Origin of the sequence: Bradyrhizobium genomosp. III (genome assembly GCF_000261705.1) — a bacterium.
Lineage (GTDB): Bacteria > Pseudomonadota > Alphaproteobacteria > Rhizobiales > Xanthobacteraceae > Bradyrhizobium > Bradyrhizobium ottawaense.
Genome location: NZ_AJQF01000217.1, coordinates 12,329 through 33,498, shown reverse-complemented (window position 1 = coordinate 33,498; position 21,170 = coordinate 12,329). Strand labels below are relative to the sequence as shown.

At 63.1% G+C, this 21,170-nt stretch carries 25 protein-coding genes; 15 read left to right on the top strand and 10 right to left on the bottom strand.

The features are described 5' to 3' along the window. Positions 1 to 437: 437 nt before the first annotated feature. A complete protein-coding gene (gene rho / locus IC66_RS0118990; RefSeq protein ID WP_008133567.1) occupies positions 438 to 1,703 on the bottom strand; it encodes a transcription termination factor Rho in 1,266 nt (421 codons plus the stop codon). Between the two features lie 247 nt (positions 1,704 to 1,950). Next, on the bottom strand, positions 1,951 to 2,385 hold the full coding sequence (gene hemJ, locus IC66_RS0118985; RefSeq protein WP_028139375.1) for a protoporphyrinogen oxidase HemJ: 435 nt from the start codon (positions 2,383 to 2,385) through the stop codon (positions 1,951 to 1,953). A gap of 459 nt (positions 2,386 to 2,844) precedes the next feature. On the opposite strand from hemJ, the gene IC66_RS0118980 reads away from it, so the two are divergent. Genes IC66_RS0118980 through dnaQ form a run of 4 tightly spaced genes read left to right on the top strand, consistent with a single transcriptional unit; the run spans position 2,845 to position 5,696 of the window. Then, positions 2,845 to 3,684 carry a pyruvate, water dikinase regulatory protein gene (locus IC66_RS0118980; protein ID WP_018323540.1) on the top strand — a complete coding sequence of 280 codons (840 nt, stop codon included), beginning with the start codon at positions 2,845 to 2,847 and terminating at the stop codon, positions 3,682 to 3,684. 8 nt (positions 3,685 to 3,692) lie between these two features. Then, positions 3,693 to 4,301, top strand: a complete 609-nt coding sequence (locus tag IC66_RS0118975; protein ID WP_028139376.1) for a Maf family nucleotide pyrophosphatase — start codon at positions 3,693 to 3,695, stop codon at positions 4,299 to 4,301. A 23-nt stretch (positions 4,302 to 4,324) separates the two neighbouring features. Further along, entirely contained in the window at positions 4,325 to 4,924 is a 600-nt protein-coding gene (gene coaE, locus IC66_RS0118970; protein ID WP_028139377.1) for a dephospho-CoA kinase, read from the top strand. Between the two features lie 58 nt (positions 4,925 to 4,982). Beyond that, positions 4,983 to 5,696: a DNA polymerase III subunit epsilon gene (gene dnaQ / locus IC66_RS0118965; protein WP_028139378.1), complete on the top strand. Its 714-nt coding sequence runs from the start codon at positions 4,983 to 4,985 to the stop codon at positions 5,694 to 5,696. Here the strand turns inward: dnaQ and secB are convergent. Then, positions 5,693 to 6,175 (bottom strand): protein-export chaperone SecB, encoded by a 483-nt coding sequence (gene secB / locus IC66_RS0118960; protein WP_018323536.1) that lies wholly within the window; start codon positions 6,173 to 6,175, stop codon positions 5,693 to 5,695. The genes dnaQ and secB overlap by 4 nt on opposite strands. Before the next feature lie 410 nt (positions 6,176 to 6,585). On the opposite strand from secB, the gene IC66_RS0118955 reads away from it, so the two are divergent. From IC66_RS0118955 to IC66_RS0118945, 3 genes are read left to right on the top strand one after another with little or no spacing between them, the layout of a single operon-like run. Further along, positions 6,586 to 7,293, top strand: a complete 708-nt coding sequence (locus IC66_RS0118955) for a Tim44/TimA family putative adaptor protein (protein WP_038948661.1) — start codon at positions 6,586 to 6,588, stop codon at positions 7,291 to 7,293. Then, positions 7,271 to 8,809: a murein transglycosylase A gene (gene mltA, locus IC66_RS0118950; protein WP_028139380.1), complete on the top strand. Its 1,539-nt coding sequence runs from the start codon at positions 7,271 to 7,273 to the stop codon at positions 8,807 to 8,809. Before IC66_RS0118955 ends, mltA begins: the two co-directional genes overlap by 23 nt. Next, on the top strand, positions 8,806 to 9,396 hold the full coding sequence (locus IC66_RS0118945; protein ID WP_038948660.1) for a Smr/MutS family protein: 591 nt from the start codon (positions 8,806 to 8,808) through the stop codon (positions 9,394 to 9,396). The genes mltA and IC66_RS0118945 overlap by 4 nt, the downstream gene beginning before the upstream one ends. Positions 9,397 to 9,517: 121 nt before the next feature. Here the strand turns inward: IC66_RS0118945 and IC66_RS0118940 are convergent, their stop codons facing one another. The 5 genes from IC66_RS0118940 to hslV all read right to left on the bottom strand — a co-directional run bounded on the left by IC66_RS0118940 (position 9,518) and on the right by hslV (position 13,849). Continuing rightward, complete coding sequence (locus IC66_RS0118940) at positions 9,518 to 10,642, bottom strand: hypothetical protein (RefSeq protein ID WP_038948659.1); 1,125 nt, start codon at positions 10,640 to 10,642, stop codon at positions 9,518 to 9,520. A 192-nt stretch (positions 10,643 to 10,834) separates the two neighbouring features. After that, entirely contained in the window at positions 10,835 to 12,139 is a 1,305-nt protein-coding gene (hslU, locus tag IC66_RS0118935; RefSeq protein WP_028139383.1) for an ATP-dependent protease ATPase subunit HslU, read from the bottom strand. A gap of 49 nt (positions 12,140 to 12,188) precedes the next feature. Next, entirely contained in the window at positions 12,189 to 12,806 is a 618-nt protein-coding gene (locus IC66_RS0118930) for a DUF2585 domain-containing protein (protein ID WP_028139384.1), read from the bottom strand. Next, positions 12,803 to 13,285 (bottom strand): GNAT family N-acetyltransferase, encoded by a 483-nt coding sequence (locus tag IC66_RS0118925; protein ID WP_028139385.1) that lies wholly within the window; start codon positions 13,283 to 13,285, stop codon positions 12,803 to 12,805. The genes IC66_RS0118930 and IC66_RS0118925 overlap by 4 nt, the downstream gene beginning before the upstream one ends. A 3-nt stretch (positions 13,286 to 13,288) precedes the next feature. Then, positions 13,289 to 13,849, bottom strand: coding sequence for an ATP-dependent protease subunit HslV (gene hslV, locus IC66_RS0118920; RefSeq protein ID WP_018323528.1), 561 nt, complete (start codon positions 13,847 to 13,849; stop codon positions 13,289 to 13,291). Between the two features lie 201 nt (positions 13,850 to 14,050). Here hslV and hisB point away from each other — a divergent pair, with 201 nt between their 5' ends. The 8 genes from hisB to IC66_RS0118880 all read left to right on the top strand — a co-directional run bounded on the left by hisB (position 14,051) and on the right by IC66_RS0118880 (position 19,153). Next, positions 14,051 to 14,644, top strand: coding sequence for an imidazoleglycerol-phosphate dehydratase HisB (gene hisB, locus IC66_RS0118915; protein ID WP_018323527.1), 594 nt, complete (start codon positions 14,051 to 14,053; stop codon positions 14,642 to 14,644). 66 nt (positions 14,645 to 14,710) lie between these two features. Continuing rightward, entirely contained in the window at positions 14,711 to 15,241 is a 531-nt protein-coding gene (locus IC66_RS0118910; RefSeq protein ID WP_028139386.1) for a DUF2628 domain-containing protein, read from the top strand. Then, entirely contained in the window at positions 15,238 to 15,888 is a 651-nt protein-coding gene (gene hisH, locus IC66_RS0118905; protein WP_028139387.1) for an imidazole glycerol phosphate synthase subunit HisH, read from the top strand. The genes IC66_RS0118910 and hisH overlap by 4 nt, the downstream gene beginning before the upstream one ends. After that, a complete protein-coding gene (gene hisA, locus IC66_RS0118900; protein ID WP_028139388.1) occupies positions 15,885 to 16,628 on the top strand; it encodes a 1-(5-phosphoribosyl)-5-[(5-phosphoribosylamino)methylideneamino]imidazole-4-carboxamide isomerase in 744 nt (247 codons plus the stop codon). Before hisH ends, hisA begins: the two co-directional genes overlap by 4 nt. Positions 16,629 to 16,631: 3 nt before the next feature. Beyond that, on the top strand, positions 16,632 to 17,405 hold the full coding sequence (gene hisF, locus IC66_RS0118895; RefSeq protein ID WP_018323523.1) for an imidazole glycerol phosphate synthase subunit HisF: 774 nt from the start codon (positions 16,632 to 16,634) through the stop codon (positions 17,403 to 17,405). A 90-nt stretch (positions 17,406 to 17,495) separates the two neighbouring features. Continuing rightward, on the top strand, positions 17,496 to 17,816 hold the full coding sequence (locus tag IC66_RS0118890; RefSeq protein ID WP_018323522.1) for a phosphoribosyl-ATP diphosphatase: 321 nt from the start codon (positions 17,496 to 17,498) through the stop codon (positions 17,814 to 17,816). Between the two features lie 41 nt (positions 17,817 to 17,857). Beyond that, positions 17,858 to 18,814: a type I pantothenate kinase gene (gene coaA, locus IC66_RS0118885; RefSeq protein ID WP_028139389.1), complete on the top strand. Its 957-nt coding sequence runs from the start codon at positions 17,858 to 17,860 to the stop codon at positions 18,812 to 18,814. Between the two features lie 99 nt (positions 18,815 to 18,913). Then, a complete protein-coding gene (locus tag IC66_RS0118880) occupies positions 18,914 to 19,153 on the top strand; it encodes a hypothetical protein (protein ID WP_028139390.1) in 240 nt (79 codons plus the stop codon). A 4-nt stretch (positions 19,154 to 19,157) separates the two neighbouring features. Here the strand turns inward: IC66_RS0118880 and IC66_RS0118875 are convergent, their stop codons facing one another. Both IC66_RS0118875 and IC66_RS0118870 read right to left on the bottom strand, forming a co-directional pair. Then, positions 19,158 to 20,216, bottom strand: coding sequence for an AI-2E family transporter (locus IC66_RS0118875; protein ID WP_038948657.1), 1,059 nt, complete (start codon positions 20,214 to 20,216; stop codon positions 19,158 to 19,160). Positions 20,217 to 20,445: 229 nt separating this feature from the next. After that, entirely contained in the window at positions 20,446 to 21,075 is a 630-nt protein-coding gene (locus IC66_RS0118870) for a histidine phosphatase family protein (protein WP_028139392.1), read from the bottom strand. Positions 21,076 to 21,170: the final 95 nt, after the last annotated feature.

Here is a 21,170-nt window from a genome sequence, read left to right as displayed (position 1 = left end):
CAGCTCCCCCGCCAAGGTCGTCAGCGCCAGACCGGCTTGCGGACCCGAGACGCGCACCACGGCGATCGCACTCGGCGCCCGGCCGGACGAGAGCGCAAAGATGGTCTGGTCTCGCGGATGCATGGCCTATTTGTCCGGCTCGCGACGAAAAGGCAAATGGGCCGCTCCCAGGACCGCGGCGGGTCCGTTTTGCTGCGCCTTTGCCGCAGCAAAGATCATGTTGCATCGCAATAGAGACCCGGAAATTCGCTGCAAAAACCTCGCCGTTTGGCAAAGGTCCGCCAGCCGATGTCAAGCATTCTGTAGGTATATCAACATCTTCTGAGAAATCTGGATCTGCGCGTCGACACAGCTCCATGCTGCATCTACGCCGCAGCAGAGCCGCACAACGAAAAAGGGCGCCCGAAGGCGCCCTCTAATTTCTTGCTGCACCATGCTCAGGTGTTCATGGAGTCGAAGAACTCCGAATTGCTCTTGGTCGAGCGCAGCTTGTCGAGCAGGAAGTCGATCGCGTCCATCGTGCCCATCGGGTTGAGGATGCGGCGAAGCACGTACATCTTCTTGAGCACCTGCGGATCGGTGATGAGCTCCTCCTTGCGGGTGCCGGAGCGCGAGATGTCGATCGCCGGGAAGGTGCGCTTGTCCGAGACCTTGCGATCCAGGATCAGTTCCGAGTTACCGGTGCCCTTGAACTCTTCGAAAATGACTTCGTCCATTCGGCTGCCGGTATCGACCAGCGCGGTCGCAATGATGGTCAGCGAGCCGCCCTCCTCGATGTTGCGGGCGGCACCAAAGAAGCGCTTCGGGCGCTGCAGCGCATTGGCGTCGACACCGCCGGTCAGCACCTTGCCGGATGACGGCACCACGGTGTTGTAGGCGCGGCCCAAACGCGTGATCGAATCGAGCAGGATCACGACGTCGCGGCCGTGCTCGACCAGACGCTTGGCTTTTTCGATCACCATCTCGGCGACCTGGACGTGACGCACCGCGGGTTCGTCGAAGGTCGACGACACGACCTCGCCCTTCACCGAGCGCTGCATGTCCGTGACTTCTTCCGGACGCTCGTCGATCAACAGCACGATCAGATAGCATTCGGGGTGATTGTGCGTGATCGAGTGCGCGATGTTCTGCATCAGCACGGTTTTACCCGTGCGCGGCGGCGCGACGATCAATGCACGCTGGCCCTTGCCGATCGGCGCGACGATGTCGATCACGCGTGCAGAAAGGTCTTTCCGCGTCGGATCGTCGATCTCCATGCGGAAACGCTGATTCGGAAACAGCGGCGTGAGGTTGTCGAAATTGACCTTGTGCTTGGCCTTTTCCGGATCCTCGAAATTGAGCGTGTTGACCTTCAGCAGCGCGAAATAGCGTTCGCCCTCTTTCGGGCTGCGGATGTGGCCTTCGATGGTGTCGCCGGTGCGCAGGCCGAAACGGCGGATCTGCGACGGCGAAACGTAGATGTCGTCCGGGCCCGGCAGATAATTCGCATCGGGCGAGCGGAGGAAGCCGAAGCCGTCGGAGAGAACCTCGACGACGCCCTGGCCGACAATATCGGTCTCGGCGAGCGCGAGCTGCTTGAGGATGGCGAACAGCAGCTCCTGCTTGCGCATGGTGCTGGCATTCTCGACCCCGTTCTCCTCCGCGAACGAGACGAGCTCGGCCGGCGTTTTGGACTTGAGGTCTTCGAGTTTAATTTCCCGCATTGGGGTGGTCCTGTGGGGTAACCTTGGGAGGGGTGCGAGGAGGCTCTGAAATGCGGACGTGAGAAGATAAGGTCCGCAGGTCTGGCAAGGTTAAGTGCCGATGAGGCTTCAAACCTGATGCGGTGTCCGGCCTCTGGAAAGCTCAGACACAACCACATCCGCCTGCGTTGGGTGGGATATCGATAATATAGAAAATCGCTCCCTTCTCCGCAAGCCGAAGCGCTGAGCTAATCGTCGCGCGCCTTGCCTAGAACGGCTTCACGATCACCATGATGACGATGAGAATCATCAGGACGGTCGGCACCTCGTTGATAATTCTATAGAATTTCTGGGTCCGGGGGCGTCGGTCCGCGGCGAAATCCTTCAGCCAGCGAGAAAAAAAGCCGTGGACCGCGGACATCGCCAGGACCAATGCCAGTTTTACGTGCAGCCAGCCAAACGAGAACCAGTGGCCGGACCAGGCGAGATAGAGCCCGGCGAGCCAGGTGACGATCATGGCCGGGTTGATGATGGCCTTGAGCAGCCGACGTTCCATCACCTTGAACGTTTCCGACTGCTTCGAGCCGATTTCGGCCTCGCTGTGATAAACGAACAGCCGCGGCAGATAGAGCATGCCCGCCATCCAGGAGATGACGGCGATCACGTGCAGCGCCTTGATCCAGAGATAGACGTCTTCAAACATTTTCTGCGTCCGGATTTCTGAGCCAGCCGAGGGAACGCTGGGGATAGTAAGAACTCGTTAAGGTCTTGCCTGCACACATATCCGTCCGTAGCGCCTTCCTCAAATCTAGAATCTTAGATTCTTAAGGTTTGAGTCTATGTGACCGTGGATTGGACTCACACAATTCCGTCCGCACGTTCACGCGCGCTTGTTCACATCCATCAACATATCCCTGATCGCTGCGGCGATTTACGATAAGTCGGCCAGCTTCAAAGGCTTGCGCCTTTCTGTCGGCAGCTTATCAAGGGGGTTGTCCGCGCAATCCCGTTTCCCCGCAGCGAGGGCGCCGGACTTGTCCTGACGGGCAGCGGTGTGAAGAAAATTGGCACTTGTCCCGCCCCTGGTGTCGCGCAACCCTTTCCGAGGGGTTAAGCTCCACAGAAATCCACAATCCACACCGACTCCATACAAAGAGATTTTGTGCCAACCTCGAACAATTATTTCCATCTGCACCTCGTGTCCGACTCCACCGGCGAGACGCTGATCACCGTGGCACGCGCGGTTGCGGCCCAATACGCCAACGTCACCCCGGTCGAGCATGTCTATCCGCTGGTGCGCAGCCAGAAGCAGCTCGACCGCGTGCTCGACGAGATCGAGGAAGCGCCGGGGATCGTGCTGTTCACGCTGCTGGAGAAGGATCTGGTCTCCAGGCTCGAGGACAAGTGCAAGGAGATCAATGTTCCGAGCCTGTCGATTATCGGCCCGGTGATGCAGCTGTTCGAAGCCTATCTCGGGGCTGCGACCACCGGCCGCGTCGGCGCCCAGCACGTCCTCAACGCGGAATATTTCAAGCGCATCGATGCGCTGAACTACACCATGATCCATGACGATGGTCAGCATGTCGAAGGTCTCGACGATGCCGACGTGGTGCTGGTTGGTGTGTCCCGCACTTCCAAGACGCCGACGTCGATTTATCTGGCCAATCGCGGCATCCGCACCGCCAACGTGCCGCTGGTTCCCGGCATTCCGGTGCCTTCGCAACTGGAGACGCTGACGCGGCCGCTGGTCGTCAGCCTGCACGCGACGCCGGAACGCCTGATCCAGATCCGTCAGAATCGCCTGCTTTCGATGGGGACCGACTCCGGCAACGACACCTATACCGACAGGCAGTCGGTCACCGAGGAAGTTGCGTTTGCGCGCAAGCTCAGTGCCAAGCATGATTGGCCGCTGCTGGATGTCACGCGACGCTCGATCGAGGAAACCGCGGCGGCGATCATGAAGCTCTACAGCGATCGCCAGCGCAACCGGCCTTCCGGATAGCTTTCGCGATGGGTCTGTGGCTCGGCAAACATCCGTTGATTCTGGCCTCGCAGAGCAGTGCCCGAAAAATGCTGCTGGCCAATGCCGGGCTGGAGTTCAAGGCTATTACCGCCGATATCGACGAGCGCGGTATTCAATTAGCTTCGGCGCTTTCAAATCCGCGCGAGATCGCACTGCTGCTGGCGCGCGAAAAGGCCAAGGCGATCTCGGCCAATCATCCCGGAAGCTACGTGATCGGGGCCGATCAGACACTGGCTCTTGGCAACCGTCTTTTCAACAAGCCCGCAGGCCGTCCGCAGGCATTGGCGCAATTGCGCGATCTCGCCGGCAACAGCCATGAGCTGAATTCCGCCGTGGCCGTGGCGCATGACAGCAAGATTGTTTTCGAAGACGTCGCGGTCGCACATATGACCATGCGCGAAATGACCGAGGACGAGCTTTCAGCCTATCTGGACGCTGCCGGCGACGCCGTCACCACCAGCGTCGGGGCCTATCAGCTTGAAAGCCTGGGCATCCATCTGTTCGAGCGGATCGAGGGCGATCATTTCACCATTCTCGGCCTGCCGCTGCTGCCGCTGCTTGCGTTCCTGCGACGCGAACGGCTAGTTGCGGTGTGAATGACAGACAGGGCTGAGCGCCGATGCGGATCCTGGGACTGACCGGCTCGATCGGGATGGGGAAATCCACCACTGCGAAACTGTTCGCGGAGGCCGGCGTGCCCGTCTACGACGCCGATGCCGCCGTGCATCAGCTTTATGAAGGCGAAGCGGCGCCCGCCATCGAGGCCGCCTTTCCCGGCACCACTGTGAACGGCAAGGTGGACCGGCCAAAACTGTCGGCGCGCGTCGTGCACGACCCCGCGGCCATCAAGCAGCTCGAGCAAATCGTCCATCCGATGCTCGGCGCCTCCCGGCAAAAGTTTTTTGCCGAGGCGGAAGCCGCCAAGGCGCCGGTCGTGGTGCTGGACATCCCGCTGCTGTTCGAGACCGGTGGCGAGAAGCGGGTCGATGCCGTGGTCGTGGTTTCGACCTCGCCGGAACTCCAGCGCGAGCGGGTGCTGGCGCGCGGTACCATGGACGAAGCCAAGCTCGACGCGATCATTGCCAAGCAGACGCCGGACGCCGAGAAGCGCAAGCGGGCCGATTTCGTGGTGGATACGTCACACGGACTTGACCCGGTGCGCGCGCAAATCGCCCACATCCTGGCCGAGGTCGTTAAGATGCCGCAGCGGCGAGCCTGATTCGCCGTCTCCTCACACGGTTCTCAAGACGCTGCTCTCAAGCTACTGATCTCAAGACATGCGCGAAATCGTTCTCGACACCGAAACCACCGGCCTTGATCCGCTGCGCGGCGATCGTCTGGTCGAAATCGGCTGCGTCGAGATGCTCAACCGCATGCCGACGGGGCAGACGTATCACGTCTATATCAATCCCGAACGGGACATGCCGGCGGAAGCTTTTGCGGTGCATGGTTTGTCGGCCGAATTTCTGTCGACCAAGCCGCTGTTCCACGAGGTCGTCGATGCGTTTCTGGAGTTCATCGGCGATGCGCCGCTGGTGATCCACAACGCCTCGTTCGACATCGGCTTCATCAATGCCGAGCTCGACAAGATCAAGCGCGCGGCGATCCCGCGCGAACGGCTGGTCGATACGCTGCTGCTGGCGCGGCGCAAGCATCCCGGCGTGTCCAACCGGCTCGATGACCTCTGCTCGCGCTATGCGATCGACAATTCACACCGCACCAAGCACGGCGCGCTGCTGGATGCCGAGCTGCTGGCCGAGGTCTATGTCGATCTGGTCGGGGCGCGGCAGTCGCAGCTGCTTCTGGCGTCGGACGCTCAGGAGATTCGGGTCAATGCGGCTGGCGATGCGCCGCGGCGGCAGCGGCTGGTGCCGCTCGCGCCGCGGGTTTCCGATGCCGAGCGTGAGGCCCACAAGGCCTTCATCGCAACGCTCGGCGACAAGGCGATCTGGAACGAGTTTTTGCCCGCTCCAGCTCCTCCGGCTGGTTAGGCCTGGCCGCTCGGCTGAGCGGCCATTTGCCGCTCCATGTTCTGGCGGTAGAGACCGACGAAGTCGACCGGATCCAGCATCAGGGGCGGGAACCCGCCGTCGCGCACCGCGGTCGCGATGATCTCGCGGGCGAACGGGAACAGCAGGCGCGGGCACTCGATCATGACCAGCGGATGCAGATTCTCCTTCGGCACGTTGGCGATGCGGAACACGCCGGCATAGGCGAGCTCGAACGAGAACATGATCTTGCCCGCGGTCTCGGCCTTGCCTTCGACCGACAACGTCACCTCGAACTCCTGTTCGCTGAGATTGTTGGCGCTGACATTGATCTGGATGTTGATCTGGGGAGGCTGGCTCTGCTGCTGGAGCGAGCTGGGCGCGTTCGGATTTTCGAACGAAAGGTCCTTGGTATATTGCGCCAGCACGTTGAGCTGGGGAGCCTGGGCCGCCTCGGGAGGGGTGCCGTTACCATTGGTCATGAGAGTCTCTCCTTACCCGATTTGGGCTGAATTTCGCGGCGGTTGGCTAACATAGGGCCGCCTCATTCCACAAGGACGAACGGTCCCGGAGGCGGATTCCGGCCGCGTCGCAACCGCCGCGTTCATCCCGCCTTTTCCGCAAAACTGCGCCTTAAATGATTGAAGATGCGCGATTTCCGGGCAGGATCGGGTTTCCCCTTAAGCATAAAACGCGCTACACTCGGTGCTGTGCCAAAAGGCGCCATTGGCCGGGCAAGATTTCGTGCCTACATCCCACGGACCTGACGTGGACCTAAAATGGTGATGTAGACTTGCCGTTCCCGTATGGAACGGTCTACTGGCCGGATTGATTTTCCCGGCGACGACCCCAAAGCGAAGACCCAGAGCAAAGACCAGAAAGCGAATCCGACGTGGACATCTACACCATCATCTTCCTGGCGCTGGCGGTCTTCATCTTTCTGCGGCTGCGCAGCGTGCTCGGGCAGCGTACCGGCAACGAGCGGCCGCCGTTCGATCGGACCGCCGCTCGCAATGCGCTCGGGGGTGCCCAGGACAACAACGTCGTGACCATGCCGGGCAAGGTGATCGACCAGGCCCCGCTGGCGCCGACGGCCGAGCCGACCCCGCCCTCCGATCGCTGGAAGGGCCTGACCGAGCCGGGCACCGCGCTTGCGCAGGGCCTGGATGCCATCGTCAACAAGGATGCCACGTTCGACCCGCGCCATTTCATCTCGGGCGCCCGCGGTGCCTACGAGATGATCGTGCTGGCCTTTGCCAATGGCGACCGCCGCGCGCTGCGCGACCTGTTGTCCTCGGACGTCTATGACAGCTTCGAGGCCGCGATCAAGGAACGCGAGAAGAACGAGCAGAAGACCGAGACCCGCTTCGTCTCGATCGACAAGGCCGAACTCGTCGGCGCCGAGCTGCGCGACCGTACCGCCCAGCTCACGATTCGCTTCGTCTCGCAGATGATCTCGGCCACCCGAGACAAGGCCGGCAATATCGTCGACGGCAGCGCCGACACGGTCGCCGACATCACCGACATCTGGACTTTCGCCCGCGACGTCACCTCTCGCGATCCGAACTGGAAGCTGGTTGGCACCGGAAGCGCGAATTAAGGTCTATCTGAAGACCGGCGCGACGGCGCTTTGCGCAGGTGTCGTCGTGCTGTCGTCGTTTTCGCTCGGCGCCGAGGCCGCGCGGCGCCACTATCGCAGCCATCACCATCATCCCCCGCAATTGCCTGCGGCTCCGCCGCGGGCCTTGCCCTATCCGCAGCTCCCGCTGCCGTTCGAAATTCCGGGCGCGCAATATCTGCCGCTGGCCTGGGCGGACGTGAAGGGCTGGAGCGATGACAATCATCTCGCGGCGTACAAGACGTTCCGCGCCAGCTGCAAGCCGATCAATGCACAAACCGGCGCGGCCGAGCCGAAAGCCTTGGGAGGTTCGCTGAGCGAACCTTGCCGGGCGGCGAAATCGCTCGATCTCATCGACGACGCCAAAGCAAAGACCTTCTTCGAGGAGAATTTCGCGCCGCTGCGGATCTCCCGCCTCGGCGAGCCCGACGGTTTCGTCACCGGCTATTACGAGCCGGTGCTGGAGGGATCGCGCACGCAGACCGACGTCTACAACGTTCCGGTCTACCGGCGTCCCTCGAATCTGTTCGTGCGCGGCTACAAGCAGGATTCGGTCAGCCTGCCCAACAAGGGCCCGGTCTATCGCAAGATCGGCCGCCGCAAGCTGGTGCCCTATTACGACCGCGGCGAGATCGAGGACGGCAAGATCGCCGGCCGCGGGCTGGAGATCGCCTGGCTGAAGGATCCGACCGATCTGCTGTTCGCGCAGATCCAGGGCTCGGCGCGGATCAAGTTCGACGACGGCGGCACGGTCCGGCTGAATTACGACGCCTATAACGGCTATCCCTACACTGCCGTCGGGCGCGTCCTGATCGAGCGCGGCATCATTCCGAAGGAAGAGATGTCGATGCAGAAGATCAGGGAGTGGATGGCGCAAAATCCTGACGGTGCCAAGGATCTGCGCCGCCAGAACCGCGCCTATATTTTCTTCCGAGAGGTCAACCTCTCCGACAAGGATGAGGCGGTGGGCGCGCAGGGTATCCCGCTGACGGCGGGACGCTCGATCGCGGTGGACAAGGCGCTGCATGTCTACGGCACGCCGTTCTTCATTGAGGGCGAGCTGCCGATCGAGTCCGAACGCTCGAAGACACCGTTCCATCGGCTGATGATCGCGCAGGATACCGGCTCGGCCATCATTGGCCCTGCGCGCGCCGATCTGTTTTTCGGCGCAGGCCAGGAGGCCGGCCGCATCTCGGGGCGACTGCGCCATCCCATGCATTTCGTGATGCTGGTGCCGAAGGGCCTCGATCCCTCGGCACGCGGCGCCCGGCTGCCGCTGCCTGATCCGCGCCCCTCGGAGAAGATCGCCAAGCTGTTTCCGCAAACCGACCCCGGGAAGGGGACGGCGAAGCCGGCCGCTGCCGCCGGCCCCGCGGAAACCAAGAGCGACACCGTCGCCATCGCGGGTCCAGTCCCGCTGCCGGCGCCGCGTCCCGTGATCGAGCCCGCTTCCGAACCCCAGCGGCCAGTGAAGAAACGGCCCCATCGGCAGCAATGAAGCGATCGTCCCGTCCGCCCGTGCTGGAGCCTCGCCCCTCGCCGCGCCGCCGCGCGCTGAGCGAGGAGGAGCGCGAGCTGTGGGAAGTCGTTGCCAAACAGGTCAAGCCGCTGAGGAAGCACCGCGCGGCGAAGGCGCATGCCGCTCCGCGCACCGAGCCTTTGCCCGCAGCACCCGTCACGCGGCCTGCGTCATCGCCACGGCCGGTCGCCGCTGCACCGGCGCCGCGCGCCGCAAAACCGGCCGTCCCGCCCTTGGCGCCGCTCGGCAAGCGCGAGCGCACAAAGCTGTCGCGCGGCCGCAGCGAGATCGAGGCGCGGCTCGATCTGCACGGCATGACCCAGACGCGCGCGCATCGCGCCCTGACCGGCTTCCTGCACCGCGCCCATCACGACGGCCTGACCTTCGTCCTCGTCATCACCGGCAAGGGCCGCAGCGGCGGCGAAAGCGGCGTGCTGCGCCGCCTGGTGCCGGAATGGCTGAGCCTGCCGGAATTCCGCGCCTTCGTCGTCGGCTTCGAGACGGCGCATATCGGCCATGGCGGCGAGGGCGCGCTGTATGTGCGGATCAGGCGGGCGAGGTTTTAAGACCTGAAACGATGAGACTCGACACGCGCTCCGGCGAAAGTGCGTTCCCTCCCCCACAAGGGGGGAGGGAACGGAGAGAGCATCGCTGTTGGCCATACTCGATTAGACTTCAACCAGTGCTCTAAAACGGCCGGATGATTCCAACGCGCGGGATCAGCGTGAGGATCAGGCCGAAGATATTCGTTTTCTGATCCTCCGTCGGGATCAGCGCTGTCTCCTGCGCGGCCGGCAGCATCTTCACGGCATGCAGGAGCAGGAACATGCAGACCGCCCAGTTCGAGATCCAGCGCGAATAGTCGAACACCATCGCAAACATCACGAGATAGGCGAGGCTGATTCCGATCAGTGCCGCGAGCACGAGGCGGCGGTGCGTCTCGCTTGCGAGCGCGCCGATGAGCTTCGAAAAGAAACGCCACAGCGGCGTGTGCAGCCAGATCAGCAGCGCGAACACGGGTACGCCGAGGACGTTGTGCGGCAGGCGCCCCCAGGTGTCCGAGACCTCCTTGGGCAGCGGCTGGTACCAGATGTAGGCGAATTGCAGCAGATCGGCTCGCGAGGGATCGGCCATCCGGCTCTTCAGATAGGCGACGAAATCCGCTTCGGGGATCGGCATCGTTCCCAAAAATTGTGCCGCAAAGAACAGCGCCGCGACAATGATCAGGGCGACGATGCCGAAGGCGATATTGCCGCGATTGAGCCCGCAGGCGAGATAGTGCCTGATCACGACGATGGTGACGATCGTCGGCACATACATCAGCAGATGAATGTGGTGGATCAGCACGAGAACGATCGAGAACAGCGCAGCCAAAGCCACGAACAGCAGCGACCCCGCCGGCATCAGCAGCAGAACGAGCGCCAGCGCACAGCCATAGATGTCGAAATGGCCGAGCGTGTGCATGAAGTTCTTGAGGAAGAACGGCGAGCCCGCAATGAAGACGAACAGCGGCAGCGTTTTCGCGGTGAAGCCAAAGCTCTTCTGAAACAGCCTTGCGTACAGGGCCAGCGTCACCAGCCACGTCACCCCGCCGATCGCGAACACCGACCAGACCGGCACCTTGTCCGTGAACAGCGCGACGGTGGCACCGATCAGCGCGCGCTTGATGAAGCCGAAATGGTAGTCGACCACGAGATGGATGTAAGGGACGTAAGGCGGCAGCTGGATCTTGTGAATGAACACGCCGACGATGACCGCCGCGTTGATCGCGAGCAGGAGTCGCCAGGGATTGTTCTGGATCGGAGCGATCACGCAGCACCCGGGCTGGCGCGATCGACCTCCGCCGTCGTCCCGGGCAAGCGAAGCGCGACCCGGGACCCATAACCACAGGAGGTTATTTGAGGCAGGGCTGGAGCTACTATCTGTTTCAACAAGGTCCGCTGGTGGTTATGGGTCCCTGCTTTCGCAGGGACGACAACCGATTGATAGCGTGCCAGGCCAAAATTACAAAATGAACCGGCTCAGATCGGCGTTCTTGGCGAGATCACCCACGTGCTTCTGCACGAAATCCGCATCCACCTTGACGGTCTCGCCGCTGCGGTCGGGGGCGGTGAAGGAGATCTCGTCCAGCACCCGCTCCATCACGGTCTGCAGCCGCCGCGCGCCGATGTTCTCGACGGTGGAATTGACGGCGACCGCGACGTCGGCGAGCGCGTCGATGGCGCCGTCGGTGATGTCGAGCGTCACGCCCTCGGTCTGCATCAAGGCGACATATTGCTTGATCAGCGAGGCCTCGGGCTCGGTCAGGATGCGGCGCATGTCGTCGCGGGTCAGCGCCTGCAATTCGACGCGGATCGGCAGGCGGCCCTGCAATTCCGGCAGCAGGTCCGACGGCTTTGCGACGTGGAAGGCGCCGGAGGCGATGAACAGGATGTGGTCGGTCTTGACCGCGCCGTGCTTGGTCGAGACCGTGGTGCCCTCGATCAAGGGCAACAGATCGCGCTGCACGCCCTCGCGCGAGACGTCGCCGGCGGCACGGCCCTCGCGCGCGCAGATCTTGTCGATCTCGTCGAGAAACACGATGCCGTTGTTCTCGACCGCGTTGATCGCCTCCAGCGTCAGCTGATCGGTGTCCAGCAGCTTGTCGGACTCCTCGTTGACGAGGATCTCGTGCGAGCCTTCGACCGTCAGCCGCCGCGTCTTGCTGCGGCCCCCTAACTTGCCGAAGATGTCGCCGATCGAGATCGCGCCCATCTGCGCGCCCGGCATGCCCGGGATCTCGAACATCGGCATGCCGCTGCCGCCGCCTTGCGTCTCGATCTCGATTTCCTTGTCGTTGAGCTCGCCGGCACGCAGCTTCTTGCGGAAGGATTCACGCGTCGCCGCGCTGGCATTGGCGCCGACCAGCGCATCGAGCACGCGCTCCTCGGCGGCGAGCTGCGCGCGGGCGTGCACGTCCTTGCGCTTCTTCTCGCGGACCTGGGCGATTGCGACCTCGACGAGATCGCGCACGATCTGCTCGACGTCGCGGCCGACATAACCGACCTCGGTGAATTTGGTCGCTTCCACCTTCAGGAACGGCGCATTCGCGAGCTTGGCGAGCCGCCGCGCGATTTCCGTCTTGCCGACGCCGGTGGGGCCGATCATCAGGATGTTCTTTGGCAGCACCTCTTCGCGCAGCGAGCCTTCGAGCTGCTGCCGGCGCCAGCGGTTGCGCAGCGCGATCGAGACGGCGCGCTTGGCGTCGGCTTGGCCGACGATGAAACGGTCGAGTTCGGAAACGATTTCACGGGGAGAGAAGTCTGTCATGTCTGTCTAGCTAGGGCGGGAGGCGGTCAAGGACAAGTCGCTTTTTAGGTCAGATGATGGGCGGGCCGGATTGCCATTGCTTCACCGCCTCGATCGGATGGATCAGCATCAGGATATTGAGCGTCAGATTGTCGCGAATGTGCAGCGCCAGCATGATCTCGAAGGCGAGGCCGATCAGGATCGTCGCTGATACGGGCAGAACGCGCGCGACGAGGAACCCGAGCATCATGGCCAGATTGTCGGAGACCGAATTGACGATGCTGTCGCCGAAATAATCCAGCGAGATCGTGCCGGCGCGGTAGCGCTCGATGATGAAGGGCGAGTTCTCGACGATCTCCCAGGCGCCTTCGATCAGCATGGCGATGATCAGTCGAGCCGGCCAGGATAGAGACAGCAACGGCAATCGCGCGAACAGCAGCCAGGTCAGGCCATAGAACAGGAAGCCGTGCAGAACATGGGAAAAGGTGTACCAGTCGGCGATGTGCTGGGAGTTCTCCGAGCTGTTCACCACGCCGTGCCACAGCTTGACATAGCCGCAGGTGCAGATCGGCACCCGCCCCATGCCGAACAGGATCGCAGCCTGCAGCGCCAGCAGCAACAGCGCGATGCCGGCCCAGGCGAGCGGCGGGAACGCCGTCTTGGCGGTGGAAGTCGCGGCAAGCGTCATGGGTCTCGGATCATCAGGAGTGCGGGACCATCGGGCGTAACGATCTCGTGCTGCGGCACGAATCCAGCTTTCTCATAGGCACGAATTGCGCGCGGATTGGCGGGGTTGGGGTCGATCACGATGCGCGGCACGCCGCGGGCAAAGAGCTGATCGATGAAAGCGCGAATGAAAGCCGAGCCGTGGCCGCATCCGACCATGTCGGCCTCGCCGATGAATTGATCGAGGCCGCGGGTGCCCACGGGCTGCGAGCCGAAGCTGACATGCCAATCGCCGATCTGGTAGCACTGCAGATAGGCGAAAGACCGACCGTCAAGGCTGACGATGAACTGCGCCAAGTCAGGATGCTCGAGGTCGCCGCTGACGAACTCGAGCGTCTCCGGATCATGCCACCATTCGGCGACATGCGGCGCGTCCAGCCAGCGCCGGATCATCGGCAGATCGGCCTCGGCCATCGGGCGGAAGGTGTGGGCGGGCGCCATGGCCTATCCCGCTGCCAGGCTCTCGATCGTCAAATTCCGGTTGGTGTAGACGCAGATGTCAGCGGCGATGTCGAGGGAGCGGCGGACGATGGTCTCGGCGTCCTTGTCGGTGTCGAGCAGGGCCCGTGCCGCCGCCAGCGCGTAATTGCCGCCGGAGCCGATCGCCATCACGCCGGCCTCGGGTTCGAGCACGTCGCCGGTGCCTGTCAGCACCAGGGAGACGTCCTTGTCGGCCACGATCATCATGGCCTCCAGCCGCCGCAAATAACGGTCGGTGCGCCAGTCCTTGGCCAGCTCGACCGCGGCCCGGGTCAGCTGCCCCGGATATTGCTCGAGTTTGGCTTCCAACCGCTCAAACAGCGTGAAGGCGTCGGCGGTCGCGCCGGCAAAGCCGCCGATCACATCGCCCTTGCCGAGCTTGCGGACCTTTTTAGCGTTGGACTTGATCACGGTCTGGCCGATCGAGACCTGGCCATCGCCGCCGACCACCACTTTGCCGCCCTTGCGCACCGTCAAAATCGTGGTGCCGTGCCAGCCCGGCGAGCTGTTCTGGGAATCCTGCATGAAGTACCTCGTTGTCCGGCCTGATTTAGGCGGTCGGGGGCAAGGGGACAACCAGGGCACAACGGGCCGCTCCGGCCCCAATTTGCTCACCATAGGTGGAAGTGCCGGCCTGCCAAGGCGATCCCGCGGTAGCGAAGGCGTCATTTGGCTGTTAAAAGACCGGCGTTTTCGGCCCCCGAGCCAGGATGAGAGCTAGTTTCAATGCGCACCGCGACGATCAAGCGCAAGACCAAGGAAACCGACATCGAGGTCTCCGTGAACCTCGATGGCACCGGCGTGGCCAATATCGCGACCGGCATCGGCTTTTTCGACCATATGCTCGATCTCCTCGCCCGCCATTCCCGCATCGACCTCACGGTCAAGGCGGTGGGCGATCTGCACATTGATTACCACCATACCACCGAAGACACCGGCATCGCGCTCGGCCAGGCGGTCAAGCAGGCGCTCGGCAACATGGCGGGCATCACCCGCTATGCCGGCGTGCACATGCCGATGGACGAGACGCTCTCGCGTGTGGTCATCGACATCTCGGGCCGCCCTTTCCTGGTGTTCAAGGCCGACTTCCCCCGCGACAAGATCGGCGAGTTCGACACCGAGCTGGTGCGCGAGTGGTTCCAGGCCTTCGCCATGAATGCCGGCGTGACTCTCCACGTCGAGACCCTATATGGCGATAACAGCCACCATATCGCCGAGTCCTGCTTCAAGGGCCTGGCGCGGGCGCTGCGCACAGCGGTCGCGATCGATCCGAAAGCGGCGGGAGAAATCCCGTCCACCAAGGGCTCGCTCGGCGGCTAACGTCTTTCGGCCAGCGGCTGCGCGCCGCTTGCGGCATCACTGAATTCCTAGGAACGGGGCATCACCATGCCTGTCTACACAGTTCATGCTCCCTCCCCTGCCGGAGCCGATCTGCGCGCGACCGACAAGTTCGTGTTCGTGCGCGACGGATTCCATTTCTGGGCGATGATCCTCGGTCCGTTCTGGCTGCTGTGGAATCGGCTGTGGCTGGCGCTGATCGGCTGGGTGGTTTTCGTCGCAGCGTTCAACGCCGGATTGTCGAGCCTCGGCGTCGGACGGGGCTCGATCTTCTTCGCCGATCTCATCGTCGCGCTGCTGATGGGTTTCGAGGCCTCGAGCCTGCGCCGCTGGACGCTGTCGCGCGGCAAATGGCGACAGCTCGACGTGGTGGTTGGCGATGACGAGGACACCGCCGAGCGTCGCTTCTTCGAGCGCTGGAGCCAGAAGCAGCACGGCATCGTCAACGATCAATGGGCCGTCGATCGCGGCGGCCCGCCGCCGACCCGCAGCGTGCCGGGTCAGCCATTCTCGAATCCGCCGCCGATTCCGGCCGGCGGCATCATCGGGTTGTTTCCAGAACCGGGTGGGTCAAGATGAGCGTCGCCATCATCGATTACGGTTCCGGCAATCTGCATTCCGCCGCCAAGGCGTTCGAGCGCGCCGCGCGCAGCCTCGAAAATCCGCAAAAGGTTTTCGTCACCAGCGATCCCGATCAGGCCTACGAGGCTGACCGTCTGGTGCTGCCGGGCGTCGGCGCCTTCGCCGATTGCCGGCGCGGGCTCGATGCCGTCAATGGCATGGTCGAGGCGATCACCGAAGCGGTGCGGGTCAAGGCGCGGCCGTTCTTCGGCATCTGCGTCGGCATGCAGCTGATGGCGACCCGCGGCAAGGAGCACGTCACGACCGATGGCCTGAACTGGATCGGCGGCGACGTCGAGAAGATCACGCCGCGCGACGAGAGCCTGAAGATCCCGCACATGGGCTGGAACACGCTCGACGTACTGCAGGAACATCCGGTGCTGAACAGGCTGCCGCTCGGCCCGAAAGGCCAGCACGCTTATTTCGTGCACTCCTACCACCTCAATGCCGCCAACGAGGCGGACGTGCTCGCGCGCGCCGATTACGGCGGGCCTGTCACCGCGATCGTCGGCAAGGACACCGCGATCGGCACCCAATTCCACCCCGAGAAGAGCCAGCGTTTTGGCCTCGCTCTGATCTCGAACTTTTTGCGATGGAAACCGTGATCCTCTTCCCTGCGATCGACCTCAAGAACGGCCAATGCGTGCGGCTCGAGCAAGGCGACATGGCGCGCGCGACGGTGTTCAACCTCAATCCGGCGGCGCAGGCGCAGAGCTTCGTCGAGCAGGGCTTTGAGTATCTCCATGTCGTCGATCTCGATGGCGCCTTTGCCGGCAAGCCGGTGAATGCCGAGGCCGTCGAGGCGATGCTGAAGACGGTCAAGATTCCGGTGCAGCTCGGTGGCGGCATTCGCGATCTCGCGACCGTTGAAGCCTGGCTCGACAAGGGCATCACCCGCGTCATCATCGGCACCGCTGCGGTGCGCGATCCGGAGCTGGTGAAGGCTGCGGCGAAAAAATTCCCCGGCCGCGTCGCGGTCGGGCTCGACGCCCGCGACGGCAAGGTCGCGGTCGAAGGCTGGGCCGAGACCTCGCAGGTCACGGTGCTGGAGATCGCAAAGCGCTTCGAGGATGCCGGCGTTGCCGCCATCATCTTCACCGACATCGCGCGCGACGGCCTGCTCAAGGGCCTGAACCTCGATGCGACCATCGCGCTGGCCGACGCCATCTCGATTCCCGTGATCGCCTCAGGCGGCCTCGCCTCGATCGAAGATGTGAAAGCCATGCTGACACCGCGCGCGAAAAAGCTCGCCGGCGCGATTGCCGGCCGCGCGCTCTATGACGGCCGGCTCGATCCCGCCGCCGCCCTCACCTTGATCCGCAACGCGCGCGCGCCTGGGAGCTGACACATGTTCAAGGTGCGCGTGATCCCCTGCCTCGACGTCAAGGACGGACGGGTCGTCAAGGGCGTCAACTTCGTTGATCTCAGAGATGCCGGCGACCCCGTCGAAGCCGCGATCGCCTATGACGCCGCCGGCGCAGACGAACTCACCTTCCTCGACATCACCGCGACCCATGAGAATCGTGGCATCATGCTGGACGTGGTCCGGCGCACGGCGGAGGCCTGCTTCATGCCTGTGACCGTCGGCGGCGGCGTGCGTGAGGTCAACGACATCAAGACGCTGCTGCGCGCCGGCGCCGACAAGGTCTCGATCAACAGCGCCGCAGTATCCCGGCGCGAGTTCGTCAAGGAAGCGGCCGAGAAATTCGGCGAGCAATGCGTCGTGGTTGCGATCGATGCCAAGCGCGTCAAGCGCCCCGGCGGCGACCGTTGGGAGATCTTCACCCATGGCGGTCGCAATTCGACCGGCATCGACGCCATCGAATATGCCCAGGAAGTGGTCTCGCTCGGCGCCGGTGAGATCCTGCTGACCTCGATGGATCGCGACGGCACGAGGCAGGGCTTCGACATCCCGCTGACCCGGGCGATCGCCGACAGCGTTGCCGTGCCCGTGATCGCCTCAGGCGGCGTCGGCAATCTCGACCACCTCGTCGACGGTATCCGCGACGGCCACGCCACGGCCGTGCTGGCCGCCTCGATCTTCCATTTCGGGGAATTCACCATCCGCGAAGCCAAGGAGCACATGGCCCGGCGCGGACTGGCCATGCGCCTCGATGCCTGACGACTCCCGTTCGTAAAAGTGCTACATGAGGTAGCGGGGAATGGCCTCCGTGGCCAAGTGTGTTGCCAAGCGTGTTTCCGAGTAATTCCGATGCCGCGTTTCACGATCCACGATCTGGCCGAGACCATCGACGCCCGCGCGGCGGCCGGCGGCGAAGCGTCCTATACCCGCAAGCTCCTCGACAAGGGCGCAGAGCATTGCGCCAAGAAGTTCGGTGAGGAAGCAGTCGAAACCGTAATCGCAGCAGTCGAAAACGATCGCGCGCATCTGATCGCCGAGAGTGCCGACCTGCTCTATCACTTCCTTGTCTTGCTGAAGGCCCGCGGCGTAAAGCTGGAAGAGGTGGAAGCGGCACTCGACAAGCGTACGAATATGTCAGGGCTGGAAGAGAAAGCGTCGCGTAAGGGCTAGTATAAGCCCCAAGGGATAAGCCCCAAGGGAAAGGTCGCGTTATGGACATCCGCGCACCCGAGCAGCAGTATAATCCGTACCGCATCTATTCGCGCGAGGAGTGGGCGCGTCTGCGCGACGATACGCCGATGACACTGGAGCCGGGCGAGTTCGACCGGCTGCGCTCGCTGCACGATCGCCTCGATCTCAAGGAAGTCGAGGACATTTATCTTCCGTTGTCGCGCCTGCTCTCGATCTATGTCGATGCGATGCAGCGCCTGTATTATGCGGAGCGCCAGTTCCTCAACATCCGCGACCGCAAGGTGCCCTACATCATCGGCGTCGCCGGCTCTGTCGCGGTCGGAAAATCCACCACGGCCCGCGTGCTCCAGGCCCTGCTGGCGCGCTGGTCGCCGCGCCCGAAGGTTGAACTCATCACCACCGACGGATTCCTCTATCCGAACGCCGTGCTCGACCGGCAGGGCATCATGCAGAAGAAGGGCTTTCCGGAAAGCTACGACCTGCCGCTGCTGCTCAGCTTCCTCTCCGATATCAAGTCCGGCCGCCGCCATGTGCGTGCACCGGTCTATTCGCATCTGACCTACGACATCGTGCCGAACCAGTGGGCCGAGATCGACCAGCCCGATATCCTGATCGTCGAGGGCGTCAACGTGCTGCAGACCGGCAAGCTGCCGCGCGATGGCAAGGCGGTGCCTGTGGTCTCCGACTTCTTCGATTTCTCGGTCTATATCGACGCCGACGAAGCCCCGTTGCGGCAATGGTACATCAAGCGCTTCCTGGCGCTGCGCGACACCGCATTCACCAATCCAAAGTCCTACTTCAACCGCTACGCGCTGCTGTCGGACGAGGAAGCCACTGCCACCGCGATCGCGATCTGGGAGCGCACCAACCTCGCCAATCTCGAGGACAATATCCTGCCGACCCGCCCTCGCGCGACGCTGATCCTGAAGAAGGGCGCCGACCACACCGTGGAGAACGTGGCGCTCAGGCGACTGTAGTCGCGGCGGTCGGCGGATCCTGCGCGTTCGTGCAGCGTGTCTTTTGTTGCAGACCGGCAAGAGGTATTGGACTATGACCTTCGAAAACGCGAGGGCTCGATGGTTGATCGTCTCAGAAGTGCTGCGGAACAGCTCGAAGCACCGACCTGCCCGGATTGCCATGTCGAGATGAGGTGGTACCGCTCGGAACTGCTCGCGGACGAGCCGGTTCCGGTCATTGCGCATCTCTTCGTATGTCCGCATTGCAAGCGTGCGGCAAAGACCGACACCATCTTCAAGGGCACCCCGGGGCCGCCCGACAAGCTCTCCGCACCGCGCTTCATAGCTTGCGCCGCGTAGCAGGTCATTTCCGGACCTCCTGTTGCTCTTTCGAGCGGACGAAGACCTGCCAGGCCGTCAGGAACATAGCCGCGACGAGTGGGCCGATGACGAAGCCGTTTCCTCCGAAAGCCGCAAGGCCGCCCAGGGTGGCGAGCAACACAATATAGCTCGGCATCCGGATCGACTGTCCTACCAGGATGGGGCGGAGAAAGTTGTCCGCGAGGCCGATCACGAAGGTGCCGAAAGCGAGCAGGATGATTCCCTTCGTGACCGAGCCTGCCACGAGCAGATAGAGCCCGGCCGGAAGCCATACCAGCGCGGAGCCGAGCACGGGCAGAAGCGAGAGCAGCGCCATCAGCGCGCCCGCCAGCAGCGGCGCCGTCAGTCCGAGCAGCCAGAAGATCACCCCGCCAAGCGCGCCCTGAATCAGGGCAACGAGGATGATTCCCTTGATGGTCCCGCGAACCGCCAGGGTGAACGCATGCAGAATCTCGGCGCTGTGGCTCGCACGCAGCGGCAGGGCGTCGCGGATGCGTGCGTTCAGCTCGTCACCGTCGCGCAGCAGAAAAAACAGCAGGTACAACATCACGAGCAAGCTTGCGACGAATTCGAGGGTCAACTGACCGATGTTGATCGCGTGCCCGGCCAGCTGCTGGCCGGCCGGGACGAGCAGACCAGACAGGCGTTCCTTCAGGGCCGAAAAATCGATGCTGGCGAGCCGATCCGCCATGGGACCAGCCCAGTCGGGCAGCGCGGATTTCAGCTGCTGAAGCGGATGTGCAAAGCTGATCTCCCCCGACTGAACGCGCTGATACAGCTCCCCTCCCTGGTCGATGAGCGAAGCGATGACGATCGCGACAGGGATCAAGACGATCACCACCACGATGACGACGGTGGAGAATGCGACAAGGTTGCGCTTTCCCGGGAGGGTTTCCAGGAAGCGTCGATAGAGCGGGGCGAAGATGATGGCCAGCAGCGTGGCCCACAGCAATGCTCCGGAGAAAGGCCAGAGCACCCAGCCAAATGCTAGCGTGACCACGGCAAGCAATACGAGAAATGAGCGGTCTTCCGATGTTCTCACGTGTTCGCCAGCCTTTCAGTCGGAACTCGCAAGACGTGGGTATCACAAGTCGATCGTGCGGGGGCAAGTCGCACAAGGTCAATCTGTCTGCGGCGTTTCGGCAATGTCTCGGCAAATCTCGGTTTGCGCAGACGTTGGCCGGATACCCTCCACGTGAGCCGGCTCGTCGAGAGGCCGGGGAAATCCGGCCCCTCCATCACGCCAGCGATCAGGGTCGAATGTGGGCGCTTCACTTGCCGGCTTTGGCGCTCCAATCTGCAGGCTTGAGGCGTCCGGCAAAGGTGGCGGGGCCCGAGCTGCCGGCCTTGTAAACGAAGGCCTCGCCTTCCCCGACGTCGCCGGCCTCCTTCCCGAAGGCATCGGCGATGTTCGTCTTGTGGGTGACCAGGAAATTGTTGCTGCCTGCCTTCGGCGGCGCGTCGACGAGCTGGCGCACGGCCTGCCCGGCCTTTGCATTGGCGCCGGTGGGGTTTGCCATTCCCGATGCGCTGGCGTTGCTGCTGTCCGTCAACGCGTCGACCGGCTTGACCTCGCGGCCGGAGATCAGCTTGCCGGCCTCGATCGCACGGTTGAGCCGGCTGGTGTAGACATCGCCGATCGGGATCGCGAGGTCCTTGACCGCTGCCCCGATCTGGAGCGCCATGTCCCTGCCCTTTTCGCTGAGCTGACGCTGGGCGCTCATGTCGTCGAACTTGAAGGGGTAGACGTCCTTTTGGCTGTCATCGGTGGCGGTGTGCCGAAAGATCAGCACGTAGCCGCCTTGCTTGAGCGCGGCGATGAGCTCCGGCGTATCGGCCGCGGCGTGTCGGGAAAATCCAGCGAGAAGGACAATGAGTACGAGGCGGCACAGCACGTTCATGCGCGAAACCCTCCTGCAATGCCCCCGGAGGATGGTGACGCGCAACGCGGTCGATTTCAATTATCGATTGCCAGATGGGATGAGGTTCCCGTGAG

Coding starts and splice junctions, on each gene's coding strand:
- rho (WP_008133567.1), bottom strand. CDS start 1,703: ATGCGGGAAATTAAACTCGAAGACCTCAAGTCCAAAACGCCGGCCGAG.
- hemJ (WP_028139375.1), bottom strand. CDS start 2,385: ATGTTTGAAGACGTCTATCTCTGGATCAAGGCGCTGCACGTGATCGCC.
- IC66_RS0118975 (WP_028139376.1), top strand. CDS start 3,693: ATGGGTCTGTGGCTCGGCAAACATCCGTTGATTCTGGCCTCGCAGAGC.
- coaE (WP_028139377.1), top strand. CDS start 4,325: ATGCGGATCCTGGGACTGACCGGCTCGATCGGGATGGGGAAATCCACC.
- dnaQ (WP_028139378.1), top strand. CDS start 4,983: ATGCGCGAAATCGTTCTCGACACCGAAACCACCGGCCTTGATCCGCTG.
- secB (WP_018323536.1), bottom strand. CDS start 6,175: ATGACCAATGGTAACGGCACCCCTCCCGAGGCGGCCCAGGCTCCCCAG.
- IC66_RS0118945 (WP_038948660.1), top strand. CDS start 8,806: ATGAAGCGATCGTCCCGTCCGCCCGTGCTGGAGCCTCGCCCCTCGCCG.
- hslU (WP_028139383.1), bottom strand. CDS start 12,139: ATGACAGACTTCTCTCCCCGTGAAATCGTTTCCGAACTCGACCGTTTC.
- IC66_RS0118930 (WP_028139384.1), bottom strand. CDS start 12,806: ATGACGCTTGCCGCGACTTCCACCGCCAAGACGGCGTTCCCGCCGCTC.
- IC66_RS0118925 (WP_028139385.1), bottom strand. CDS start 13,285: ATGGCGCCCGCCCACACCTTCCGCCCGATGGCCGAGGCCGATCTGCCG.
- hslV (WP_018323528.1), bottom strand. CDS start 13,849: ATGCAGGATTCCCAGAACAGCTCGCCGGGCTGGCACGGCACCACGATT.
- hisB (WP_018323527.1), top strand. CDS start 14,051: ATGCGCACCGCGACGATCAAGCGCAAGACCAAGGAAACCGACATCGAG.
- IC66_RS0118910 (WP_028139386.1), top strand. CDS start 14,711: ATGCCTGTCTACACAGTTCATGCTCCCTCCCCTGCCGGAGCCGATCTG.
- hisH (WP_028139387.1), top strand. CDS start 15,238: ATGAGCGTCGCCATCATCGATTACGGTTCCGGCAATCTGCATTCCGCC.
- hisF (WP_018323523.1), top strand. CDS start 16,632: ATGTTCAAGGTGCGCGTGATCCCCTGCCTCGACGTCAAGGACGGACGG.
- IC66_RS0118890 (WP_018323522.1), top strand. CDS start 17,496: ATGCCGCGTTTCACGATCCACGATCTGGCCGAGACCATCGACGCCCGC.
- coaA (WP_028139389.1), top strand. CDS start 17,858: ATGGACATCCGCGCACCCGAGCAGCAGTATAATCCGTACCGCATCTAT.
- IC66_RS0118880 (WP_028139390.1), top strand. CDS start 18,914: ATGGTTGATCGTCTCAGAAGTGCTGCGGAACAGCTCGAAGCACCGACC.
- IC66_RS0118870 (WP_028139392.1), bottom strand. CDS start 21,075: ATGAACGTGCTGTGCCGCCTCGTACTCATTGTCCTTCTCGCTGGATTT.